This is a genomic window from Sphingomonas sp. MMS24-J13, from assembly GCF_044905095.1.
Lineage (GTDB): Bacteria > Pseudomonadota > Alphaproteobacteria > Sphingomonadales > Sphingomonadaceae > Sphingomonas_I.
The window spans coordinates 3,233,047-3,253,202 of record NZ_CP173258.1 but is presented as its reverse complement, the minus strand read 5'-3'; the positions used below and the strand labels follow the sequence as shown (position 1 = coordinate 3,253,202).

Below are 20,156 nucleotides of genomic sequence, written 5' to 3'. Positions count from 1 at the left end.
TTTAATTTCCTTATTGCATATATCATGTAATCGTCATATTCCGTCAAGCCAGTTTTTGAGAAGTGCGAGAGGGCGTCATGGACAAGCCGAAAATCGTGGTGCTGGGTGCCGGGCTGGGCGGAACTATCGCCGCCTATGAAATCAACGCCGCCGTGAAGGGGCGAGCCGAAGTGATGATGGTCTCCGATTCGGAGACCTATTCCTTCGTGCCTTCCAATCCCTGGGTCGCGATCCGGTGGCGTGAGCCCGAGGCCATTCAGGTGCATCTGCCGCCGATCTTCGCGAAGAAGAAGATCGGCTTCACGGCCTCGGGTGCAAAGCGCCTCCACGCTTCGGAAAAGCGGCTGGAACTCAATGACGGTACGTCGTTAAATTACGATTATCTTGTAATTGCTACAGGGCCAGATTTGGCATTCGACGAAATTGAAGGGCTGGGGCCGCATGGCGGGCACACCGTTTCGATCTGCCAGACCCCCCATGCCTCCGCTGCGGCAGAGGCGTTCGATCGCTTCGTCGAAAATCCGGGGCCGATCGTGGTCGGGGCCGTTCAGGGCGCCTCCTGCTACGGCCCCGCCTACGAGTTCGCCCTGATCCTCGACACCGAGCTGCGTCGCCGCAAGATCCGCGACAAGGTGCCGATGACCTTCGTGACCGCGGAGCCCTATATCGGCCATCTCGGTCTCGATGGGGTCGGCGACACCAAGTCCCTGCTCGAAAGCGTCATGCGCGAGCGGCACATCAAATGGATCACCAATGCGCGCGTCGCCAAGGTCGACGCCGGCATGATGCATGTCGAGGAAATCGCCGAGGGCGGCGCGGTCGCCAAGACCCACGATCTGCCGTTTGCTTTCTCGATGATGCTCCCCGCATTCCGGGGTGTTCCCGCCGTTCGCGACATTGCCGGGCTCACCAATCCGCGTGGGTTCATCCTGGTCGACAAGCACCAGCGCAATCCAGCCTTCCCCGAAATCTTCGCGCTCGGCGTCTGCGTCGCCATCCCGCCCACCGGTCCGACGCCGGTGCCGGTCGGCGTGCCCAAGACCGGATTCATGATCGAAAGCATGGTCACCGCGATTGCCGCGAACCTCGACATGATCCTGGATGGCAAGGAGCCGACCGCGGAGGCGACCTGGAACGCCGTCTGCCTGGCCGATTTCGGCGATGGTGGCGTCGCCTTCGTCGCGCAGCCGCAGATCCCGCCGCGCAACGTCAACTGGGCGGCGAGCGGCAAGTGGGTCCATCTCGCCAAGATCGGCTTCGAGAAATATTTCCTGCGCAAAGTGCGCAAGGGCGAGAGCGAGCCTTTCTACGAGAAGCTCGCTCTCCACGTCATGGGCATCCGCAAGCTGCGGATGTGACCCCACTGTCGACCAGGAAAGGAATGCGACAATGACTCTCGATCGCGCCGTCATGATCTTCGCCGGATGTGTCGTCCTCCTGGGCGTCGTCCTGTCTCTCACGATCCATCCCTGGTGGATCGCGCTCACGGTTTTTGCGGGCCTCAACATGATCCAGGCCGGCTTCACCGGCTTCTGCCCCGCCGCGATCGTCTTCAAGGCAATGGGCGTCCGCCCGGGGACTGCCTTCAAATGAACCGATCCCGCCGGCTCGTTTGCCTGTCGGTGGGGCTTGCCGCTTCGCTGGCGGCGAGCACGGCCAACGCTACGACGCTTGAGGAAGCGATTGCGGCGGCGATGCGTCATGCGCCCGAGATTGCCGTCGCGGACGCGGAGACCGATGCGGCCAAGGCACGCCTCGAGCAGGCGCGGTCGGGCCGGCTTCCGACCGCCACGCTGAGCGGGACGATCGGCTATGGCCGGCTCGATCCCCAGAACTTCTTTGGTCTGCGCGCCGCCGATGTGACCCCGCGCGCCGCGCAGGTGACGGTCGAGCAGCCGCTTTTCACCGGCGGCCGGGTCGGCGCCGGCATTGATCGCGCGCGCGCGGGAATTGCAGGCGCAGAGGCGGGGCAGAGCGGCGCACGCGCGCAACTCGCTATGGCCGTGACACAGGCCTATGGCGACGTGCTGACAGCGGCGCGCATGCTGACCCTCTACGAACGGCTGCTCACCGAAACCACTGAGATCGAGCGCCAGGCACGGTTGCGCTATCGGGCAGGGGAGAGCCCGAGCACCGATGTCGCGCAGGCCGGCGCGCGTCTGGCTGAGGCTCGCGCGGGGCTGGCTCGAGCGGAGGGCATGCAGGTCTCGGCTCGCGCCCATTTCGCCAACCTGACCGGATTTGAACCCATCGATCTCCAGCGCTTGCCCGCAAATCCGCCCCTGCCGGGAACACTCGACGAGGCTATGGATGAGGCGATGCGCAGCAACCCCCTGGTGGCCCAGGCCCGGGCTGGCTTGCGCGCAGCGCAGGCAGCAGCACGCGGCGCGCGCGCCGAACGATTGCCTACTCTCGGCGCCTTTGCCGAAGCCGGCACGGTGCGGGACCAGTTTTTCCCCGACTATCGCGCGGACAGCGCGACCGTAGGCATCCGGGCTCGCTGGGAATTTTTCAGCGGTGGCCGCGTGTCGGGCAAGGTTTCGGAAGCGAGCAGCGAGGTCCGCGCCGCCGATGCGCGGATGCGCGCCGCCAACATGCAGATCGGGGAAAAGGTCATTTCCGCCTTCCAGGACGTGCGCACCGCGCAACTCGTCGAGCAGGCCGCGAGCGACCAGGCCGCCTCCGCAGCGCAGGCGCTCGAAAGCGTCCGCCATGAGGTGCGGGTCGGCATGAAGCCCCAGATCGACCTGCTCGATGCCGAGCGCGAGGCGATCGCCGCCGAGGCGGGATCCATTCGCGCCGGCACCGACCGCATCGTGGCTGCCTATCGGCTCGCGGCCCTGCTCGGCCGCCCCTGAACGACAAGGAGAAGCATGATGCACAAGGACTGGCCAGCCATAGCCGCCGAACTGACCGGCGCGATCAAGGAAGTGAGGCTCGGCAGCCCGGAGGTGATGAAAGCCTTCTCGGCGATGGCGCGCGCCGCCACACAGGCGGGCGTGCTCGATACCAAGACGAAGGAGCTGATTGCGCTCGCCATCTCGGTTGCGATCTGTTGCGACGGTTGCGTCGCCTTCCATTCGCAGGCTGCGGTCAAGCGGGGCGCGACCCGCGACGAAATCCTGGAGACGATGGGAATGGCGCTCTACATGGGAGCGGGACCAAGCCTGATGTATGCGGCGCAAGCGGTGGAAGCGTTCGACCAGTTCACCGCCGAAGCTGGTGGCGAAGCGCCGACGCAATGATCGCGCTCGCCGGACTTGGAGGAGAGGGCAAGATGACAGACGCACAAAATCCCGGCGGTGAAGATTGGGCTGGAGAGATGGGCGATCGCTGGCTGGCGCAGGTCGACCGCTTCGAACAAATGCTTCGGCCGCTTGGGCTTGCCCTGCTCGACCATGCCAAGCTGCAGGCGGGGGAAAATATCCTGGACGTCGGTTGTGGCGGCGGTTGGACCTCTCGTGAAGCGGCGCTTCGAGTAGGGGCCGGCGGCCGTGTATGCGGCGTCGATATTTCCGCAGCACTGGTGAAGGAAGCGGCGCGGCGCGCCACCGATGCCGGATTACGCAATGTGTGGTTCGAGGCCGGCGATGCCGCCGAACTCGAGCCGGAAGGCACACCGTTCGACCAACTCATGTCGCGCCTTGGCATCATGTTCTTTGCTGATCCGGCAGCGGCCTTTGCGAATCTGCACAGCCTGATGGCCAAGGGCGGTTCCGCCGACATGGCGGTCTGGGCGCCGCCGCAGGACAATGTCTGGATCGGTGGCGTGCTCGGAATCGTTGCGGCGCATATTCCCATGCCTCCGCCAGACCCGCTGGCACCCGGCCCTTTTTCCCTGGCGGACCCGAAGCGCTTCGCGGCCTTGCTCGAACAGGCAGGCTTTCGTGAAATCACATTCACTCCGTGGGTAGGGTCGGTGATGGTCGGTGGCGACCAGAGCAGTGCCGAGACGGCTGTGGACTTCCTGCTGGGGACATTCCCCTTCGCGGACGACAAGGAGTCGATTCCGCCTGAAACGCTCCGTGCGATCCGGGAGGAACTGATCGCCCTTTACAAGCCGTTTGAGACCCCTGCTGGGATCGCTGCCCAGGGCAAGGCCTGGCTGGTCACGGCAATTGCATGAGCAACATCGCCGACGCTGGCTGGATCGTTGAACGGCATCGCATCGTCTCTCGGTAAACGGGTGAGAAGATAGCGGTGCCCGCGGCGCGAAGCATGCCGTCGGCATCCGGGGCTGGCATCCACCCGCGCCGCCAACCTGCAGGAGAAACCGAAAGTGATTGCCTCATGACTGATCTCCACATCGCCACGGCGGCCCAGATCATCGAGCGCGCGCACGGATCGGGGCCGCCGTGGAAGCCTTTTTCGACGAGGACACGTTCCCGGCGACCCGCAAGGCCGCAATCATCGATAAAAGGCGGGCTTGAAGTGGCGGCGGCGTGGTGATTCGGTCCTTGCGGGTGGCGGAGACGAGCCGATGATGGGTGAGCGGACGGTGGCGCAGGCGGCGCTCAGTTCCGGCCGGCTTCCTCTGGCTGGCCGACATCGAATAGAATTCCTCTGCTAAACGCCCTCGGAAATTTGCGGTGGCTGGTCGTTGTGGGTGGGGCGGCCATGGGCGAGCCCTTGGAGTGCGGTGACGCCGATCGGGGGCATCGCCTGCCACGGCACGAAGAAGAGTCGCTTCGCCATTGCTCCACGTATGCGGTCGATCTGTTTTCGCTCCCCCTCGAGCCGCTCGCGCAGCAGTGCGTCGTTCGAGCCGGCCGCCAGCAGGCTCTTGTTGATGATCCAGGCATAGGGTTCGATCTGCGCGCGCCGCAGATCGTCCTGCAGCGCGCTGGCCTGCGACACCGGCGTGGTTTCGGCAAGGGTGACCAGCAGGATCCGCGTATAGCCAGGGTCCTGGAGACGCATCAGCGGTGTGGTGATGCGGCCGGCAGGAGCGTATAAACCCGATTGGCGCGTCATCTGTCGGTGATAGGCGCCGGTCGCGTCCATCAGCAGCAGACTGTGTCCGGTGGGTGCCGTGTCCAGCACGACGAACGCGCTGCGCGCCTCGGAGACGATGTGCGAAAACGCGTGGAATACGGCGACCTCCTCCGTGCAGGGCGAGGCCAGATCCTCGCGCAGCAGCGCTTTCCCCTGAGCATCGAGCGTGCTGCCGCGCTGATCCATGATCTTGGCGATGTATCGTTCGGTTTCGGCCTTGGGATCGATGCGGTCTACAAGGAGGCCCGGGACATTCCCGGCCATCGTCATCTTCAGGTGAGCGGCGGGATCGGTGGTACTGAGATGAACGTCGTGGCCACGTTCGACTAACCCGAGCGCGATTGCGGCGGCAATGGTGGTCTTGCCCACGCCGCCCTTTCCCATGACCATGATCAGTCCTTTGCCATCCGCCGCGAGCAGATCGATAAGGCGATCTAGGCCGGGCAGATCGTCGGCCCAGATCGCCGCAACAGCTGGTCCGGCATAACTCGCGGACGATCGGCCAGACCGCAGCAGCGAGCGCAGCGCATCCAGGCCCATCATCTCGAAGGGGCGTAGTGGGATATCGTCGCGCGGCAGCGCTCTTAGCGCCGCCGGCATTTCGGCCAGCGCCTGTTGTCCCTGCGCTTCCAATGATGTGGCGGTTGGATCTGTCGGGTCGCTGGCGTGGAATATGCCGTTCACCACCAGGTGCTGATTGCCCAGTCCAAGCGCGCGCAATTCGCTCGAGGTCCGGTCCGCCTCGGCAATCGCCCCGCGTTCCGGCCGAGTCACGAGGATGACGGTTGTGAACGCCGGATCGCACAGAGCCGCCATTGCCAATCGGAAGCGCTGCTCCTGTGTCTTAAGTCCCGAATGTGGCCCCAAGCACGACGCACCCTGGTCGTTGTCCGCCAGGAAACCGCTCCATGCCTTGGGCAGGCTGAGCAGTCTCAGGGTATGCCCTGTCGGCGCGGTGTCGAAGACGATGTGGTCATAGACGCCATCTCGGTCGGCGAGGTGTCCGACAAATTCGTCGAACGCAGCGATCTCGGTGGTGCACGCTCCCGAAAGTTGTTCGCGAACGGTGTCGGTTTCCTGCGCGCTTGCCTTGGTGTCCATCTGCGCCAGTACCCGCGCGCGATAAGCCTCCGCTGCGGCGGTTGGATCGATATTCAGGACATCCAGACGGGTAGCGTTAGGCACCGCGACCGGGTGGTTCGATAGAGGTACGTCCAGTATCTCGTCGAGATTGGATGCCGGATCGGTGCTGACCAGCAGGACCGACTTGCCGCGCTCGGCAAGCGACAGGGCGGCCGCGCAGGCGACGGAGGTCTTGCCTACGCCTCCCTTGCCCGTGAAGAACAGAAAGCGGGTGGGCCTGACCATGAATCGTGGCAGGTCATCCGCAAAAGTGTCATTCATCGCCTGACCCCAGTCTTTCATCACATCCAGAATGGCTTGTACCCGTCACCACGGTGCGGCTGCCGAGCCATGGCGCGCTCCGAAGTGCCCAACCGTTCCTATTCGATCGTTTACGATCGCGCCGTCACGTCGGAGATACGTAGTCTCACGGTGCCTTGGGCTCGACACTTGTAATCATCCTAACGATCGTTATTGTTTAGGTGGCGAGCGGGTCGGCGAAACGCGCAGCGGGGAGATCGAGGTGGATCTGGAAGGCGAAGTGGCAGCGCTGCGCCGCGAAGTCGCGGACCTGCGCGTGCAGGCACAGGCAGCAAGCGACTATATCGCGCTCAGCAACCTGCAGCGCATCTACGGCTATTATGTCGACAAGGGGCTGTGGGACGAGGCGGCGGATCTCTTCGCGGCGGACGGCACGCTCGAGATCGCCGGGCGCGGCGTCTACACGGGGCGAGAGCGTGTGCGCGCCTACCTGCATCAGCTGCCCGCTTATGGTGACGGCGTGCTCTATAACCACATGCAGCTGCAGCCGGTGATCCATGTCGATGGTGACCGCGCGAAGGCACGTTGGCGCGCGTTCATCCAGCTGGGTTTCGTCGGTGCGGAAGCACGCTGGGGCGAGGCGATCTACGAGAACGAATATCGCCGCAACGACGACGGCATCTGGCAGATCGCGATGCTGCACGCCTTCGTCACCTATTACACCGATTTCGATCAGGGCTGGAACAAAGGGGGCGTGAAGCTGCTGCGTTCGACCGACGGCATCGAGCCGGACGAGCCGGCCTCCGTGCATTACGAAGCGTTCCCGTCAGCCTTCATTCCGCCCTTCCATTATCCGAATCCTGTTTCCGGGAAGACACGATGACAGCAATGGCCAATGCCCGACCGGCGCTCGCGTCGCGCGACGATCTTTACGCAGCCCTCGACATGTTCATGGCGGGCTTGCTCGCCCAGGATCCGAGCAGCGTGCGGTGGGCGAAGCGGGTGCGCTTCACGGAGAACAACGTCGCGCTGATGATCGGCGACGGCCTGTGGCAGACGATCACGGCGTGCGGCCCCTATGATCTGCGCTTCGCCGATCCCCTGACCGGGCAGGTCGGGCTGTTCACGACGGTGCAGGAGACCCACGAGGAATCCGCCTGCATGATCCGCCTTGGCATCGAAGAAGGCGCGATCGCCGAAATCGAGATCATCGTCGTGCGCCAGTCCGATTCCGGCCTCAAATTCCCGGATCCGAAGTTCGAGCGCAAGCCGATGCTCGAGGAAATCGTGCCCGCCGCCGAGCGGCTGTCGCGCGAGCGGATGGTGGCCTTGTCGAACGGCTATTTCAGCACGCTGGAGCGAAACGACGGCACGATCCTCACCCGTTTCCACCCCGATTGCAACCGGGTGGAAAACGGCGTGCAGACCACCAACAATGCGGGTTTTCACCTGGTCGAAGTGGCGCGCCTGCCCTGCGAGGAGCAGTTCCGGCTCGGCAATTATCGCTATGACGATCGCCTGCGCGGCCGGCGCTATCCGCTCGTCGACGAGGAGCGCGGGCTCGTGCTGGCCTATGCCTTCATCGATCATTGCGGCAAGCTCGGCGAATATCAGCTGACCGATGGCTCCAGGGTGAGTTCCCCGATCCGCCGCCCGCACTCCTTCTATCTGGCGGAGCTGTTCAAGCTGCGGGACGGAGCTATCGAGCAGATCGAGGCGAACTTCATCGGCGTGCCCTACCATATGCCGTCGCCCTGGGATGCCTGGGCCTGATCATCGCAAGGGAAACCGTGATGCATAAGCTCGTCGTATTCAATAAGCTGCCTCGTGATCCGTTGCATCTTCGCGAGCATTACGAGAGCGTGCATGTTCCCCTGCCGTCGAAGATGCCGGCCATTGTGGTCGACGCAGAATGACGGCCCCGCGGGCGCAGCCGGTCATGACCGCAGCGCGAGCCCCGCGCAGCAGCGGCGACTGCGCGACGCTCGACGAAGCGATCGACACGCGCCCGATCGGGCGCACACGCCTGGTAAGCTTCATCCTGTGCGGCCTCGTCATGCTGGTCGACGGCTACGATCTTGCGGCCATGCCCTTGGCCGTTCCCCACGTGGTCCGCGACTGGGGGGCGAGCCGAGCAGCTTCAGCATCGCGCTTTCGGCCGTTCTCGCAGGATTGGGGCTCGGCGCGATCCTGCTCGCACCGCTGGGCGATCGCTTCGGCCGACGGCCACTACTCACGATCACCGTGCTGCTGATCGCGGTCGCGACGATCGGAACGGCGAGTGCAGGGTCGGCGACGGGCTTCGCGGTGTGGCGGCTCCTGACCGGCACCTTTCTGGGCGCCTGCCTTCCCAATGCGACCGCGCTGGTGGCCGAGCTCGCACCCAGGCGGCGGCGTGTGGGTCTGCTGACCGTCGTCTCGTGCGGGGTTTCGGCCGGCGGTGTGGCGGCCGGTTTCGTGGTTCCGCCGCTCGCCGCCGGCGGCTGGCCGATGATCTTCATCGTTCCCGGTTGCCTGACGGCGCTGCTCGCCCTCGCCTTGTTCCTGCTGCTGCCTGAATCGCCCAAGCTGCTGCTGGCCTCGGGCAGGCGCGACGCACTGTCGGCACTGAGCCTCCGATTGGGGCTGGGGAGTGCCGCACGCTGGCAGGCTCCTGCGGCAGCGCCGGCAAAACCGTCGATGCTGGCCCCACTCGCCCGCGACTATCGCTTCGCCACCTTCGTCTTCGTCGGCATCTATACGCTGAACGCAACCTCGCTCTACATGCTGGTCAGCTGGCTGCCGACAGTCCTGCCGCGGGCAGGCTTCGCCGTCGATCAGGCGGCACGGCTGACCTCGCTGGTGCAGGCCGGCGGGCTCGTGACCGGGCTGCTGCTCTCGTCCTTTCTCGATCGTGGCAGGACGACGCTGACCCTCGTGTGCGCCTATCTGGCCGTCGCGGCGGCGCTGCTCGCGTTCGGCGTGATTCCGAAGACGCTGATCGGATGGGGTTTCCTCCTGCTGGTCGCCGGCGGCGGCGTGTCGGGCGTCCACTTGGCGATGATGGCGGTCGGGACGAGCTTCTATCCGCCGCAGATCCTGTCTTCCGCGATCGGCTTTGCGGTTGCCGTGGCGCGGGTCGGCGCGATCGCCGGGCCGCTGCTGGGCGGATTGCTGATCAAGAGCGACGTCGCGCCGGCCACGTTCCTGGCCACCGTCGTCGTGCCGGTGCTCGCCTGCGCCGCCGGCGTCCTGCTCGTGCCCTATGTCCGCCGGCCCGCGGACGGACGCACGCCGCCGCCCTTGCGGCACCCTGCAGAGGCATGACGCGGTTGCAGGCCCAGGTCGTGCTTGGTGGCAGCATAAGATTGTATCGCAGCGAGGAGCGGCATGGCCGACGAATTTGATCTCATCGTGGTCGGCGGCGGCTCCGCCGGCTGTGCCATGGCCGGCCGGTTGGCCGAGGGCGGCATCCATCGCGTCCTACTGGTGGAGGCGGGCGCCACCGACCGCCACTACCGCTCGCGCATCCCGGCGCTCACCAGTGCCGTCGTCCAGCACCCCGATTTCGACTGGTGCTACACGACCGAACCCGATGAATCATTGGGCGGCCGATCGGACGTATGGCCGGCGGGCAAGCGGCTGGGCGGCGGCAGCGCCATCAACGGCATGATGTTCATTCGCGGCCATGCCTGGGACTACGATCATTGGGCCGAGCTGGGGGCGGACGGCTGGGATCATGCGTCGGTGCTTCCCTACTTCCGGCGCATGGAAGACAATGAGCGCGGGTCCGACGCGTGGCGCGGCACCGGCGGACCGCTATCCGTGTCCGAAGGGCGCGCGCGCTATCCGATCACCGATGCCTGGATCGATGCCGCCGTGTCGGCCGGCATCGAGCGGTCCCCCGATCTGAACGGCCGCTCCGCCGAGGGCGTCGATTATGTCCAGACTTCGCAGCGGGCCGGCCTGCGCTGGTCCTCGGCCGCAGCCTATATCCACAATTCGCCGCACCGGCAGCGGCTCGAAGTTGCCCTCGAAGCGCAGGTCCTGAAGATCCTCGTCGAAGACGGCCGTGCGACCGGCGTCGTCTTCAGCCAGAATGGCCAGCAACGGACCGTCCGTGCCACAGGCGGCGTCGTGCTGTGCGCGGGCGCGATGAACAGCCCCCGCATGCTGATGCTGTCGGGGATCGGCCCGGCCGCGCATCTGGCCGAAGTCGGCATCCCGCTGGTCCACGATCTGCCGGGCGTCGGACGCAACCTGCAGGATCATGTCGGCACCCATTTGGTCAACGAGGTCGATGCCGCGACGCTCAATGCCGACGTCAAGGGCTTGCGCGGCGCGATACAGGTTGCGCGCTTCGCGCTCAGCCGCCGCGGCATTCTCACCACCTCGATCGCGCATGCCCATGCGTTCGTGCGCAGCGACCCGCACTATCCCGCGCCGAACCTCCAGATCGCCTTCGCCGCCTTTGCCTTCGATCTCGATGCGCAGGGCCGGCTGGTCTTGCGCGACAAGCCGTCGGTGTCGACGCTGATCGGTCTCATGCGGACCTCGCATCGCGGTTCGATCACGTTGCGCTCGGCCGACCCGCTCGCGCCGCCGGTGATCCGTCACAGGTTGCTGGGCAGCGACGAGGATATCGACCAGATCGTCGCCGGCATCGGCATCGCCCGCAAGATCATGGCCCAGCCGCAGATCGCGCGCTACGTCACCGGCGAAGTGCGGCCCGGCGCCGTATTGCAGGATGCGGCCGCGCTCCGCGACTATGTGAAGATGGCGGCGATCCCGCTCTACCACCCGGTCGGGACATGCAAGATCGGCCGCGCCGATGACGAAATGGCGGTGCTCGATCCGGATCTGCGCGTCCGCGGTATCGATCGGCTGTGGGTCGCCGATGCGTCCGTGATGCCGTCGCTTCCCGCCGGCAACACCAATGCCACCGCGATCATGATCGGCGACAAGGGCGCGGACCATGTGCTGCGCACGCTGCGCGACAACCGCATCGCGCGCAACGCCGCCTGACCAGGAAGAGGAGCAATCGAACCATGACGGACCGCGGTACTTCGGTCGAACGTGCGGCCCAGCCGGATTATATTGCCACCACCGCGCGTAATCGTACGGCGTTTCTGGAATTCGTGCGGCTTTATTATTACGGGAGGAAGATCCGCGAGGCGTTCGAACTCTACGTGTCCCCCGGCTATATGCAGCATAATCCGGCGGTGGTGGACGGTCGCGAAGCCGCGATAGCGCATCTCGAGGGGCTGCTCGCCCGCTCGACCGCGTCGATGGACGTGCGGCGCGTGATCGTCGATGGCGACTACGCCGCCGTTCATCTGGTCGGGCGCCAGGGCCCCGAGGATCCGGGGCACGCGCTGATGAACTTCTTTCGCATGGAAGACGGCATCATCGTCGAGCATTGGGATGTCGCCCAGAAGATCCCCGCACATACCGCCAGCGGGCGCGGCATGGACTGAAATCGGACGCGACGACCAACATGGCCCAGGCAGCGCGCCAAGAGGCCCTCTCGCTGGAAGGAATGAAAATGAGCCTGGAGGATGAGGTTCGAACGCTCCGCGAAAAGCTGGCGCAGGTGGAGCGCAAAGCGCAGGCCGCGGAGGATCACAACGCGATCGTCGACCTGCAGAACAGCTACGGCTTCTATGTCGACAAAAGCCAGTGGGACCAGGTTGCCGACCTCTTCGCACGCGATGCGACGCTCGAAATCAATGCGCGCGGACGCTTCTTCGGGCAGGATCGTATCCGCGACTATATGCACCATTTCGGCCCCGCGCAGGACGGCGTGCTCATGAACCACATCCAGCTCCAGCCGGTGGTGCACGTCGCGCCGGACGGGCAAACCGCGCATTGCCGCTGCCGCGCCATGATGCAGGTCGGCCGGCTGAACGGCGAAGCCTTGTGGGGCGAAGCGATCTACGAGAATGACTATGTGCGGGAGGACGGCGTCTGGAAAATCGCGACGCTCCGTGCCTACCAGACCTTCTACACGCCGTTCGACAAAGGTTGGAACAAGGAAGTTCTCCCGCTGATGACCGCGTTCGACGATTTTCCACCGGACGAGCTCACGCAAGAGTATCCGGTATTTCCCCAGCATTTCGTGCCGCCGTTTCACTACCGCAATCCGGTCAGTGGGCGCGCTTGAGTCGGTGTCGGCCGCAGCCATTTTGCATGTGGCCCCCACGGTTGACGCGAGGGGTGCCGGCTGTATCTACTGCCATGATCGGGAGGGGTGATCCCGATATCCTCCGTGAAGACCTATCCCATGAAGAGCGATACGGAAGCGACCGACGTTAGCGCGACGAGGGTCTTGCAAGAGGTGCTCAAGCTTTCGAACAAGCTGATCGCACCTTTTTCGACCTATCTTGAAAGGCAACACAAGATCAGCCTGAATGAATTTCGGCTGCTGATGCTGATCGGTCGATTTCCGGCACTGGCCAGTCACGAACTTGCCGATATGACCGGCGTCAATCCGATGAGCGTGTCCCGTGCCGTGGCCGCGCTGGTGAAGCATGGCCGGGTGGTGGTGGTCCGGGACAATGCAAATCGCCGGCGCAAGACGATCATGTTATCCGATAAGGGGCGGAAATTATACGACGTGATGCAGCCGCAGACCGAGAAGGTCGCGAATTACTTCGTATCTGCGCTGGATCCGGACGAATTGCAGCAGTTCAGCACGATGATCGGCAAGCTGACGCAGGCGCTTGAAGCAGAGGACGAGCAAGGGCGCTCGCTGTTCATGGAGCATACCCGCCCCGTCGAGACCGCGAGTCCGCGAAGCAGAGGCGCCGTCCGGAACGCCTGAATGCGTCGCGGCGCCATGCTCAAAGCAATTTGTAATAGCGAACCAGATTGCCGTCCCTCAGGCGCGCGCCAGCGCCGACGAAGGCGTGCCGTCCCAGCCAGTCATGCTTCCCAGCGGGCACGTCGAACGAGGTCAGGGTGCGGAAATAATATTCGGACGGGTCTACGCTCTCGTCGCTCAGCCCGTTGGCGATCCGGCTGAAGCGCGCCATCACCTCGGGCGATCGTCCCCAGATGAACCCGCGATTGTGCAGCATGATCGGCGTGCCGTCCGCTTCCTGAAGCAGGTAGCGGGCATCGAGCTGGACGACGCCGTCACCGCGAAAGGTCGCATAGTCGCCGCCGCTGGCGGGAAGGACCGTGCCGCTGAGCGTGGGGCCTCGGAACGCACCATCCTCCACCACCACCATGCCCTTGTCGCTGCCGCCGGCGAGATTCTTCAGGCGCGGCAACGGGCTGAAGCGCAACCGCACCTCCATCACCAGTTCGAGCGCGGGCGCATCGGGCGCCACATCCAGGCCGTCGAACAAAGACATGGGCAGTCCTCCCCTCGCGCATCGTCCGCCGCCATGGGCGTCGCAGGACATAAGCGGGCGTTCCAGGAAGGGGTCTGGCGGTTGACCCAACCCCCGCTCAATCATAACGATCGATAGGATCGACACCGATTTGCGATGTGTCAAGCATCTTGCACGCAAATTCCCGTTGAAGAATTCATAACGCTCGTTACAATCGCGATCTACAAATAGAGCCGACTCGCTGAACTGCGCCCACTTGCAGTGCGGAGGTCGAGCTTATGATCGGGAGGAAGGACGGATGAGTAGCGTCAAGAGCTAAATCGCACATTCGGCCTGATATCGATAGTCGCCAATGCGGCTCGATTGGGGATGATTCGGCGGCCCATCTTTGACGGGCCCCTTATATTGTCGTGCCATTGATTATGTAGCCGGGCATAAGATCCGGAAAGTCACCCGATGAACGGGAATTACTTGGCCTTTGACCAAGGCATATCGGCGCGCCTTCGCGAGATCCAAGGTCGCGCCTATCCAAACTTGAGAGAGGATGACGATGATAAGGGTTCAGATCACCTCCGCGCGCATGGCAGCCGGCACGGCGGCGCTCGCCGTGGCGCTGGTCACCGCTCCGGCGGATGCGCAAGCGGCCGGCGCACCGGTGACCGCACCGGGCCAGACGCAGGCGCAAGCGGGTGTCGAGGCGACGCCGCACGCGGATCAGACCGCCGACATCGTCGTCACCGCCCAGTTCCGCGGCCAGCGGCTACAGGACACGCCGCTCGCGATCACCGCCGTCAACGCCTCCACGCTCGAGGCGCGCAGCCAGACCAGCGTGGTCGATCTGGGCGGCTATTCGCCGAACGTGAATCTCACGCCCGCATCGTCGATATCGGGCAATGCGCTCGTCGCCTTCATCCGGGGCATCGGCCAGACGAGTTCGAACTTCGCCTACGAGCCCGGCGTCGGCATGTATATCGACGACGTCTATTACGGCACGACCTTCGGCGCCATGTTCGACCTGACCGATCTCGACCGGGTCGAGGTGCTGCGCGGCCCGCAGGGGACGCTCGCCGGCAAGAATTCGCTCGGCGGCGCGATCAAGCTCTTCACCAAGAAGCCCGACGGCCAAGGCGGCGGTTTCGTCGAAGCGACCTACGGGCGCTTCAACCGGCTCGACGTGCGCGCCAGCGCCGATTTCAAGATCGGGGACGGCCTCTATGCGCGCATTTCCGGCGTATCGAAGCATGACGGCGCCTATTTCACCGACCTTGATTATGGCTGCGTCAATCCGGGCAAGGGCATCGCCGCCTCGCCCAATTCCAGCCATAGCTGCAAGATCGGCAGCGAGGGCGGAACGGACGTGAAGGCCGGGCGGCTGGCGCTGCGCTACGCACCGGACGGTTCGAAGCTGGAGATCAACCTGGCGGGCGACGTTTCGATCGACAATTCCGACGCGGTCGCGACCAAGCTGATCTACGCGAACAACCCCAACGTCCGCAGCTACGATGCGAGCAATATTCAGGGCGGCATTCCATTCGACAGCCGCTTCCTGACCGCCCCGCACAGCTATACCAGCTATGCCACCTTCAGCGCGGGCGGAAACTACACCACCTCATTCGGCATCCCCAATCAGGTTTTGCCGGGCACCTTCTCGGTCGCACCCGACAGCACCGCGAGAGGCTATGGCGTATCGGGCACGATCGATTATGCCCTGACCGACGACGTGAAGCTCAAGTCGATCACCGCCTATCGCCGCGTTACCGGGCATTACGGGCTCGATCCGGACGGTTCACCGCTCGACATCCTGACCGAATATTTCTTCCTGAAGCACAGCCAGTTCACGCAGGAACTGCGCCTCACCGGCCGCATGGGTTCGCTGATCGATTATACGGTCGGCGGCTTCTATTATAAGGCCAACGACCGGATCCAGAACCGCATCTTCATCCCGACCGTGCTGTTCGATTTCCTGAGCAACGATCCCGTCTCCAACCGGAGCATCTCGGGCTTCGCCCATGCCGAGGTGCATCTGTCGGACTCGCTGAACCTGATCGGCGGTATCCGCTACACGCACGACAAGAAGGTCTACACCTTCAGCCGGCGCAACGCCGACGGATCGCCCATCTCTGGTGCGCTGTTCACGACCAACTTCGCGGCGTTCGGGCTCGACGGGCTCACGGGGACGTACGACAAGGGCCATCTCGATTACCGTATCGGCCTGAATTATCGCTGGAGCCCGGAACTGATGACCTACGCGCAGGTCTCGACCGGCTACAAGGGCGGCGGCGTCAACCCGACGCCCTACGTCAAGGATCAGGTGATACCGTTCGGGCCGGAGAAGCTGACCACATGGGAAGCCGGCTTCAAGAGCGATCTGTTCGATCGCGTGCTGCGGCTGAACGGCGCGGTATTCTACAACGTCTATCGCGACATTCAGCTCACCCTCTACACCTGCGCCTTCAGCGCCACGCCCAATCCTTGCGGCGCGCCGGCCAACGCAGGCGATGCCCACGTCAAGGGCGCCGAGTTCGAGGGTTCGCTGCATCCGGTGCAGGGGCTGACGATCGACGGATCGGTCGGCTATCTCGATTTCAAATATACGCGCGTCGAGGCCGCGACCGGCGTGGCGCTCGGCATGGTGGCGCCGTTCAACAACAAATGGCAGGCGTCGGCCGGCATCGAATATGCAGCCGACTTCGCCTCGGGTAAGCTCACCCCGCGGCTCGACTGGACCTATCAATCGAGCTTCTACTACAATGCCGTCAACGGCCCGTTGAACCGTATCGACGGCCGCAGCCTGCTCAATGCACGGCTGACGTACGAGACCGCCAATCACGACTGGAGCATCAGCGCCGCCGTGACGAACCTCACCAACAAGTTCTATTATCTCGCCAAGAACGACAATGCCGGCAATTTCGGCGTCGATACGGGCGTGGTCGCCCGCCCGCGCGAATGGGCCGTCACCGTCAAGCGCCGCTTCTGAAGTACAAAGCCCGGCCGGGCCTATGCGCGGCCGGGCGCTGCGTGACACAATCCGTCATCCGGAAGGCGACGATGCGGCTGATCCTGTTGCTTGCGACCCTGCTCCTGCCCGCAGTCGGCTTCGCGGCGCCGGTCGTCGCGGTCGAAGGCGGGCGCATCGCCGGCGATCGGACCGGCAACATCGTCGCCTTCAAGGGAATACCCTTTGCGGCGCCCCCGATCGGACCGCTGCGGTGGCGGCCACCACAGCCCGTGCAACGCTGGAAAACCCTACGCCCCGCAGTCGCTTATGCGCCCGACTGCATGCAGGCGCCGGTGCTCGGCGACGACGCGCCGATCCGCACCCGGCCGTCCGAGGATTGCCTGTATCTGAACGTGTGGACGCCCGCCGAACCGGGCAAATACCCGGTGGCGGTCTGGATCTTCGGCGGCGGCTTCGTGATCGGCGGAACGTCGCCGGCCATCTATGACGGTTCCGCCTTCGCGCGGCAGGGCGTCATCTTCGTCAGCCTCAACTATCGGCTGGGACGCTTCGGCTTCTTCGCGCACCCTGCGCTCTCGGCTGCGGCAGACGGGCCGCTCGGCAATTACGGGCTGCTCGACCAGATGGCGGCCTTGCGCTGGGTCAGGCGCAACATCGCGGCGTTCGGCGGCGATCCGGCGCGGGTGACGGTGATGGGCGAATCCGCTGGCGGCGTATCGATCCTGGAACTGATGGCATCGCCGCTCGGCAAGGGCCTTTTCGATCGCGCTTTGGTCATGTCCGGCGGCGGACGCCGCATGCTGGCGACCTGGCCGCTCCACGGCGGCGGCCCGAACGATGCCGAACGGATCGGGAGCGCCTTTGCGCGCAGCCTGGACATCGCAGGCGACGGGGCCGCGGCGCTGGAGCGTCTGCGCGCGCTCCCCGCCGAAGTGCTGACGAAGGGCATGAGCCTCTCGACCCTGACGGCGAGCGGGCCGCCCTCGTGGGTCAACGGCCCGATCGTCGACGGCACGATCGTACCGGCGACGATCGAGCGCTCTTTCGCCGCCGGCCGCGTCAACTGGGTGCCGACGATCATAGGGGCGACCAGCGCCGATGTCGGGTTTGTGACGGCACGCGACAAGCAGGATCTGTTCGGCCAGTTGGGCGCCGCGGCACCAGCGGTGCGCCAGGCCTTCGATCCGGACGGCACGCGCGATTTCGAGACGCTGAAGGGCGAGATTTCGGGCGGCTTGTGGATGATCGAGCCGTCGCGCTTCATCGCCGGGCAGATCGACAAAGCCGGGGCACCGACCTGGCTGTACCGCTTCGGCTATGTCGCGGCAGCGAAGCGCGGCGAGTGGAGCGGCGCGCCGCATGCCAGCGACATCCCCTATTTCTTCGATACGGTCGCGGCAAAATATGGTGCGCAGCTGACGCCGGCGGATCGCGCCGTGGCGCGGATCGCCAATGCCTATCTCGTTGACTTCATCAAGACGGGCGATCCTAACGGCGGCAGTCTTCCAGCCTGGCCGGCCTTTCACAGCGCCGGCTCGCAGATCGCCCTGTTCGGCGAGGCGGGGATCATGCAGAATGGGACCGATCCGTTGCGCGAAAAGCTGGATGCGCTCCAGCGTGCGCAGGAAGCGGATGCTGGCTCACGCTGAGGATAATAGCTGCCGGTGGGGAGGACGCGATGGAAGGCGGGGCTCGCAAAGGAATTCCACTGAGCCGGCGCGACGCGCTCGTCGCGCCGGTGTTGCTCGGCGCGGGCCTCGCGGCCGGCCCCGCCTCAGCCTACCCGGTCGAGAATGGCGATCGCGCCGGGCCGCGCGGCTGCTCGACGCCGCATTCTGCGATCGCGAGAACGCGCTACGGCCGAGTTCGCGGCTATGTCGCCGGCGACGTGTTGACCTTCAAGAGCATTCCCTATGGCGCCGATACGGGCGGGGAAAACCGCTGGCTGCCCGCCAAGCCACCTAGGCCCTGGACCGACGACTACCCGGCGCTGGCCTATGGCGCCAATTGCCCGCAGACCACACATGATTTCCGCGCGATCGAGCAGACGTTCCTGCAGCAATGGGACGACGGCTTCATGGGCGAGGACATGCTGAAGCTGAACGTCTGGACGCCATCGCTCGCCGGCAATCGCCCGGTCATGGTTTATTTCCACGGCGGCGGGTACAGTTTCGGCTCATCCTACGAACTGGCCTCACACGACGGCGCGCAGATGGCACGACGGCACGATGTCGTGCAGGTCTCGGTCAATCACCGCCTCAATGTGCTGGGTTTTCTCGATCTGCGCGACGTCGGCGGCGCGGCCTACGAAGGCTCGGTCAACGTCTCCATGACCGATCTCGTCGCCGCGCTGCAATGGGTGCGCGAGAATATCCATAATTTCGGGGGCAATCCCGACAATATCCTCATCTACGGTCAGTCGGGCGGCGGCGCGAAAGTGACGACCCTGCTCGGCATGCCCTCCGCAAAGGGCTCGATCCAGCGCGCCATCGTCCAGTCGGGCGGCGGCGGAAACATCCCGGATGCGGAACATTCGCGCGAGTTCGCCCGCCAGACGATCAAACTTCTCGGCATCGGCACGAAGGATCTTGGCGCGCTGCAAAAGATGGATTGGGCGACCCTGTTCGCCGGCAACCGCGCCGCCGCCGCGGTCAACGGCCCGACCGAGTTCAGCTTCCGTTCGATCGTGTCGCCCTACGCGAGACCGCTCGTCGGCTGGACCCCCACACTCGACGGCACTCTCATCGACGTCAGATCCTATTTCGACAAGGCACCGGAGGTTTCGAAAGAGGTCCCCGTCATCATCGGCAGCGTCAGCGAAGAGGGCATGACGTTTCGGAACAATCCCGATGAAACGCAGTGGCGGACCAGCCTGGTCAAGTCATTCGGCTCCGCGAAGGCGGATGCGCTGATCGCGGCGATGAAGAAGGCCCATCCGGAAAAATCGGTGCGCACCCTCTCTTACGGTGTGGACGGGCTGCACGTGCGCAATCATGTCGTGAATATGGTGGCGATGAAGGCCGCGCAGCGCGCAGCACCCGTCTATCAATATTATTTCAGCTGGCAGACCCCGCAACTCGATCGGCAGCCCGGCGCATGGCACACGGCGGATCTCGCCTTCTGCTTCGACAATACGCAGCGCTGCGAGCAGGGGACCGGCGATACGCCCGAGGCGCGCGCGTTGGCGTCGAACATGGCGGGCGCTTGGGCTGCATTCGCGCGCACCGGCAATCCCAGCCAGCCGGGCCTGCGGTGGGAGTCCAGCGATGCCGAGCGCAACCGGACAATGGTTTTCGACGATCGCTGCCGGATGGAGGACGATCCGGAAGCCGAGGCGCGCCGGCTCCTCGTCGAGCAGCCGGCCTGAACGACTTCGGCTGATCCGGCCCTGACAGTCGCTAGCGAGGCTCGCTCCCGGTGGGGTGGGGCGAAGCGGATAGAGGGGGAAGCAATCCTCGGGCACGATCCAGTCTTCGGGGAAGGCGACCAAATGGCCATCAGCG

General features: G+C 64.7%; 19 protein-coding genes. 17 read left to right on the top strand and 2 right to left on the bottom strand.

The annotated features are described in order from the left end of the window. Positions 1 to 77 precede the first annotated feature (77 nt). Genes AB4Z44_RS14930 through AB4Z44_RS14910 form a run of 5 tightly spaced genes read left to right on the top strand, consistent with a single transcriptional unit; the run spans position 78 to position 4,126 of the window. Entirely contained in the window at positions 78 to 1,358 is a 1,281-nt protein-coding gene (locus tag AB4Z44_RS14930) for an NAD(P)/FAD-dependent oxidoreductase (RefSeq protein WP_404710487.1), read from the top strand. Positions 1,359 to 1,389: 31 nt separating this feature from the next. After that, positions 1,390 to 1,593 carry a DUF2892 domain-containing protein gene (locus AB4Z44_RS14925; protein WP_404710486.1) on the top strand — a complete coding sequence of 68 codons (204 nt, stop codon included), beginning with the start codon at positions 1,390 to 1,392 and terminating at the stop codon, positions 1,591 to 1,593. Continuing rightward, positions 1,590 to 2,858, top strand: coding sequence for a TolC family protein (locus AB4Z44_RS14920; protein WP_404710485.1), 1,269 nt, complete (start codon positions 1,590 to 1,592; stop codon positions 2,856 to 2,858). Before AB4Z44_RS14925 ends, AB4Z44_RS14920 begins: the two co-directional genes overlap by 4 nt. A 15-nt stretch (positions 2,859 to 2,873) precedes the next feature. Beyond that, positions 2,874 to 3,245, top strand: coding sequence for a carboxymuconolactone decarboxylase family protein (locus tag AB4Z44_RS14915; RefSeq protein WP_404710484.1), 372 nt, complete (start codon positions 2,874 to 2,876; stop codon positions 3,243 to 3,245). A 32-nt stretch (positions 3,246 to 3,277) separates the two neighbouring features. Further along, on the top strand, positions 3,278 to 4,126 hold the full coding sequence (locus tag AB4Z44_RS14910; protein WP_404710483.1) for a class I SAM-dependent methyltransferase: 849 nt from the start codon (positions 3,278 to 3,280) through the stop codon (positions 4,124 to 4,126). A 440-nt stretch (positions 4,127 to 4,566) separates the two neighbouring features. On the opposite strand, the gene arsA is transcribed toward AB4Z44_RS14910, so the two are convergent. After that, a complete protein-coding gene (gene arsA / locus AB4Z44_RS14905; RefSeq protein ID WP_404710482.1) occupies positions 4,567 to 6,399 on the bottom strand; it encodes an arsenical pump-driving ATPase in 1,833 nt (610 codons plus the stop codon). Positions 6,400 to 6,640: 241 nt separating this feature from the next. Between arsA and AB4Z44_RS14900 the strand changes: the two genes are divergently transcribed. The 9 genes from AB4Z44_RS14900 to AB4Z44_RS14860 all read left to right on the top strand — a co-directional run bounded on the left by AB4Z44_RS14900 (position 6,641) and on the right by AB4Z44_RS14860 (position 13,180). Then, positions 6,641 to 7,261 (top strand): nuclear transport factor 2 family protein, encoded by a 621-nt coding sequence (locus AB4Z44_RS14900; RefSeq protein WP_404710481.1) that lies wholly within the window; start codon positions 6,641 to 6,643, stop codon positions 7,259 to 7,261. Continuing rightward, positions 7,258 to 8,151, top strand: a complete 894-nt coding sequence (locus AB4Z44_RS14895; RefSeq protein ID WP_404710480.1) for a hypothetical protein — start codon at positions 7,258 to 7,260, stop codon at positions 8,149 to 8,151. Before AB4Z44_RS14900 ends, AB4Z44_RS14895 begins: the two co-directional genes overlap by 4 nt. Before the next feature lie 20 nt (positions 8,152 to 8,171). After that, entirely contained in the window at positions 8,172 to 8,294 is a 123-nt protein-coding gene (locus AB4Z44_RS14890) for a hypothetical protein (RefSeq protein ID WP_404710479.1), read from the top strand. 23 nt (positions 8,295 to 8,317) lie between these two features. After that, entirely contained in the window at positions 8,318 to 8,632 is a 315-nt protein-coding gene (locus tag AB4Z44_RS14885) for a hypothetical protein (RefSeq protein ID WP_404710478.1), read from the top strand. Then, positions 8,551 to 9,684, top strand: a complete 1,134-nt coding sequence (locus AB4Z44_RS14880) for an MFS transporter (RefSeq protein ID WP_404710477.1) — start codon at positions 8,551 to 8,553, stop codon at positions 9,682 to 9,684. The genes AB4Z44_RS14885 and AB4Z44_RS14880 overlap by 82 nt, the downstream gene beginning before the upstream one ends. A 63-nt stretch (positions 9,685 to 9,747) precedes the next feature. Next, entirely contained in the window at positions 9,748 to 11,382 is a 1,635-nt protein-coding gene (locus tag AB4Z44_RS14875) for a GMC family oxidoreductase (protein ID WP_404710476.1), read from the top strand. Positions 11,383 to 11,405: 23 nt separating this feature from the next. Beyond that, positions 11,406 to 11,834, top strand: coding sequence for a nuclear transport factor 2 family protein (locus AB4Z44_RS14870; protein WP_404710475.1), 429 nt, complete (start codon positions 11,406 to 11,408; stop codon positions 11,832 to 11,834). Between the two features lie 68 nt (positions 11,835 to 11,902). Continuing rightward, positions 11,903 to 12,520: a nuclear transport factor 2 family protein gene (locus AB4Z44_RS14865; protein ID WP_404710474.1), complete on the top strand. Its 618-nt coding sequence runs from the start codon at positions 11,903 to 11,905 to the stop codon at positions 12,518 to 12,520. Positions 12,521 to 12,640: 120 nt separating this feature from the next. Then, the gene (locus AB4Z44_RS14860) at positions 12,641 to 13,180 is read left to right on the top strand and encodes a MarR family winged helix-turn-helix transcriptional regulator (RefSeq protein ID WP_404710473.1); all 540 of its coding nucleotides are present in this window, start codon (positions 12,641 to 12,643) and stop codon (positions 13,178 to 13,180) included. A 19-nt stretch (positions 13,181 to 13,199) separates the two neighbouring features. Here the strand turns inward: AB4Z44_RS14860 and AB4Z44_RS14855 are convergent, their stop codons facing one another. Further along, a complete protein-coding gene (locus AB4Z44_RS14855; protein WP_404710472.1) occupies positions 13,200 to 13,715 on the bottom strand; it encodes a DUF3237 domain-containing protein in 516 nt (171 codons plus the stop codon). Positions 13,716 to 14,244: 529 nt separating this feature from the next. Here AB4Z44_RS14855 and AB4Z44_RS14850 point away from each other — a divergent pair. From AB4Z44_RS14850 to AB4Z44_RS14840, 3 genes are read left to right on the top strand one after another with little or no spacing between them, the layout of a single operon-like run. Further along, entirely contained in the window at positions 14,245 to 16,671 is a 2,427-nt protein-coding gene (locus AB4Z44_RS14850; RefSeq protein WP_404710471.1) for a TonB-dependent receptor, read from the top strand. Positions 16,672 to 16,712: 41 nt separating this feature from the next. Beyond that, on the top strand, positions 16,713 to 18,302 hold the full coding sequence (locus tag AB4Z44_RS14845; protein ID WP_404710470.1) for a carboxylesterase/lipase family protein: 1,590 nt from the start codon (positions 16,713 to 16,715) through the stop codon (positions 18,300 to 18,302). A 29-nt stretch (positions 18,303 to 18,331) separates the two neighbouring features. Continuing rightward, positions 18,332 to 20,020: a carboxylesterase/lipase family protein gene (locus AB4Z44_RS14840; RefSeq protein WP_404710469.1), complete on the top strand. Its 1,689-nt coding sequence runs from the start codon at positions 18,332 to 18,334 to the stop codon at positions 20,018 to 20,020. Positions 20,021 to 20,156 lie beyond the last annotated feature (136 nt).

What these genes read in the sequence shown, in the direction of transcription:
- AB4Z44_RS14930 (WP_404710487.1), top strand. Translation starts at nt 78, where the DNA reads ATGGACAAGCCGAAAATCGTGGTGCTGGGTGCCGGGCTGGGCGGAACT.
- AB4Z44_RS14925 (WP_404710486.1), top strand. Translation starts at nt 1,390, where the DNA reads ATGACTCTCGATCGCGCCGTCATGATCTTCGCCGGATGTGTCGTCCTC.
- AB4Z44_RS14920 (WP_404710485.1), top strand. Translation starts at nt 1,590, where the DNA reads ATGAACCGATCCCGCCGGCTCGTTTGCCTGTCGGTGGGGCTTGCCGCT.
- AB4Z44_RS14915 (WP_404710484.1), top strand. Translation starts at nt 2,874, where the DNA reads ATGATGCACAAGGACTGGCCAGCCATAGCCGCCGAACTGACCGGCGCG.
- AB4Z44_RS14910 (WP_404710483.1), top strand. Translation starts at nt 3,278, where the DNA reads ATGACAGACGCACAAAATCCCGGCGGTGAAGATTGGGCTGGAGAGATG.
- arsA (WP_404710482.1), bottom strand. Translation starts at nt 6,399, where the DNA reads ATGAATGACACTTTTGCGGATGACCTGCCACGATTCATGGTCAGGCCC.
- AB4Z44_RS14895 (WP_404710480.1), top strand. Translation starts at nt 7,258, where the DNA reads ATGACAGCAATGGCCAATGCCCGACCGGCGCTCGCGTCGCGCGACGAT.
- AB4Z44_RS14890 (WP_404710479.1), top strand. Translation starts at nt 8,172, where the DNA reads ATGCATAAGCTCGTCGTATTCAATAAGCTGCCTCGTGATCCGTTGCAT.
- AB4Z44_RS14885 (WP_404710478.1), top strand. Translation starts at nt 8,318, where the DNA reads ATGACCGCAGCGCGAGCCCCGCGCAGCAGCGGCGACTGCGCGACGCTC.
- AB4Z44_RS14875 (WP_404710476.1), top strand. Translation starts at nt 9,748, where the DNA reads ATGGCCGACGAATTTGATCTCATCGTGGTCGGCGGCGGCTCCGCCGGC.
- AB4Z44_RS14870 (WP_404710475.1), top strand. Translation starts at nt 11,406, where the DNA reads ATGACGGACCGCGGTACTTCGGTCGAACGTGCGGCCCAGCCGGATTAT.
- AB4Z44_RS14865 (WP_404710474.1), top strand. Translation starts at nt 11,903, where the DNA reads ATGAGCCTGGAGGATGAGGTTCGAACGCTCCGCGAAAAGCTGGCGCAG.
- AB4Z44_RS14860 (WP_404710473.1), top strand. Translation starts at nt 12,641, where the DNA reads ATGAAGAGCGATACGGAAGCGACCGACGTTAGCGCGACGAGGGTCTTG.
- AB4Z44_RS14855 (WP_404710472.1), bottom strand. Translation starts at nt 13,715, where the DNA reads ATGTCTTTGTTCGACGGCCTGGATGTGGCGCCCGATGCGCCCGCGCTC.
- AB4Z44_RS14850 (WP_404710471.1), top strand. Translation starts at nt 14,245, where the DNA reads ATGATAAGGGTTCAGATCACCTCCGCGCGCATGGCAGCCGGCACGGCG.
- AB4Z44_RS14840 (WP_404710469.1), top strand. Translation starts at nt 18,332, where the DNA reads ATGGAAGGCGGGGCTCGCAAAGGAATTCCACTGAGCCGGCGCGACGCG.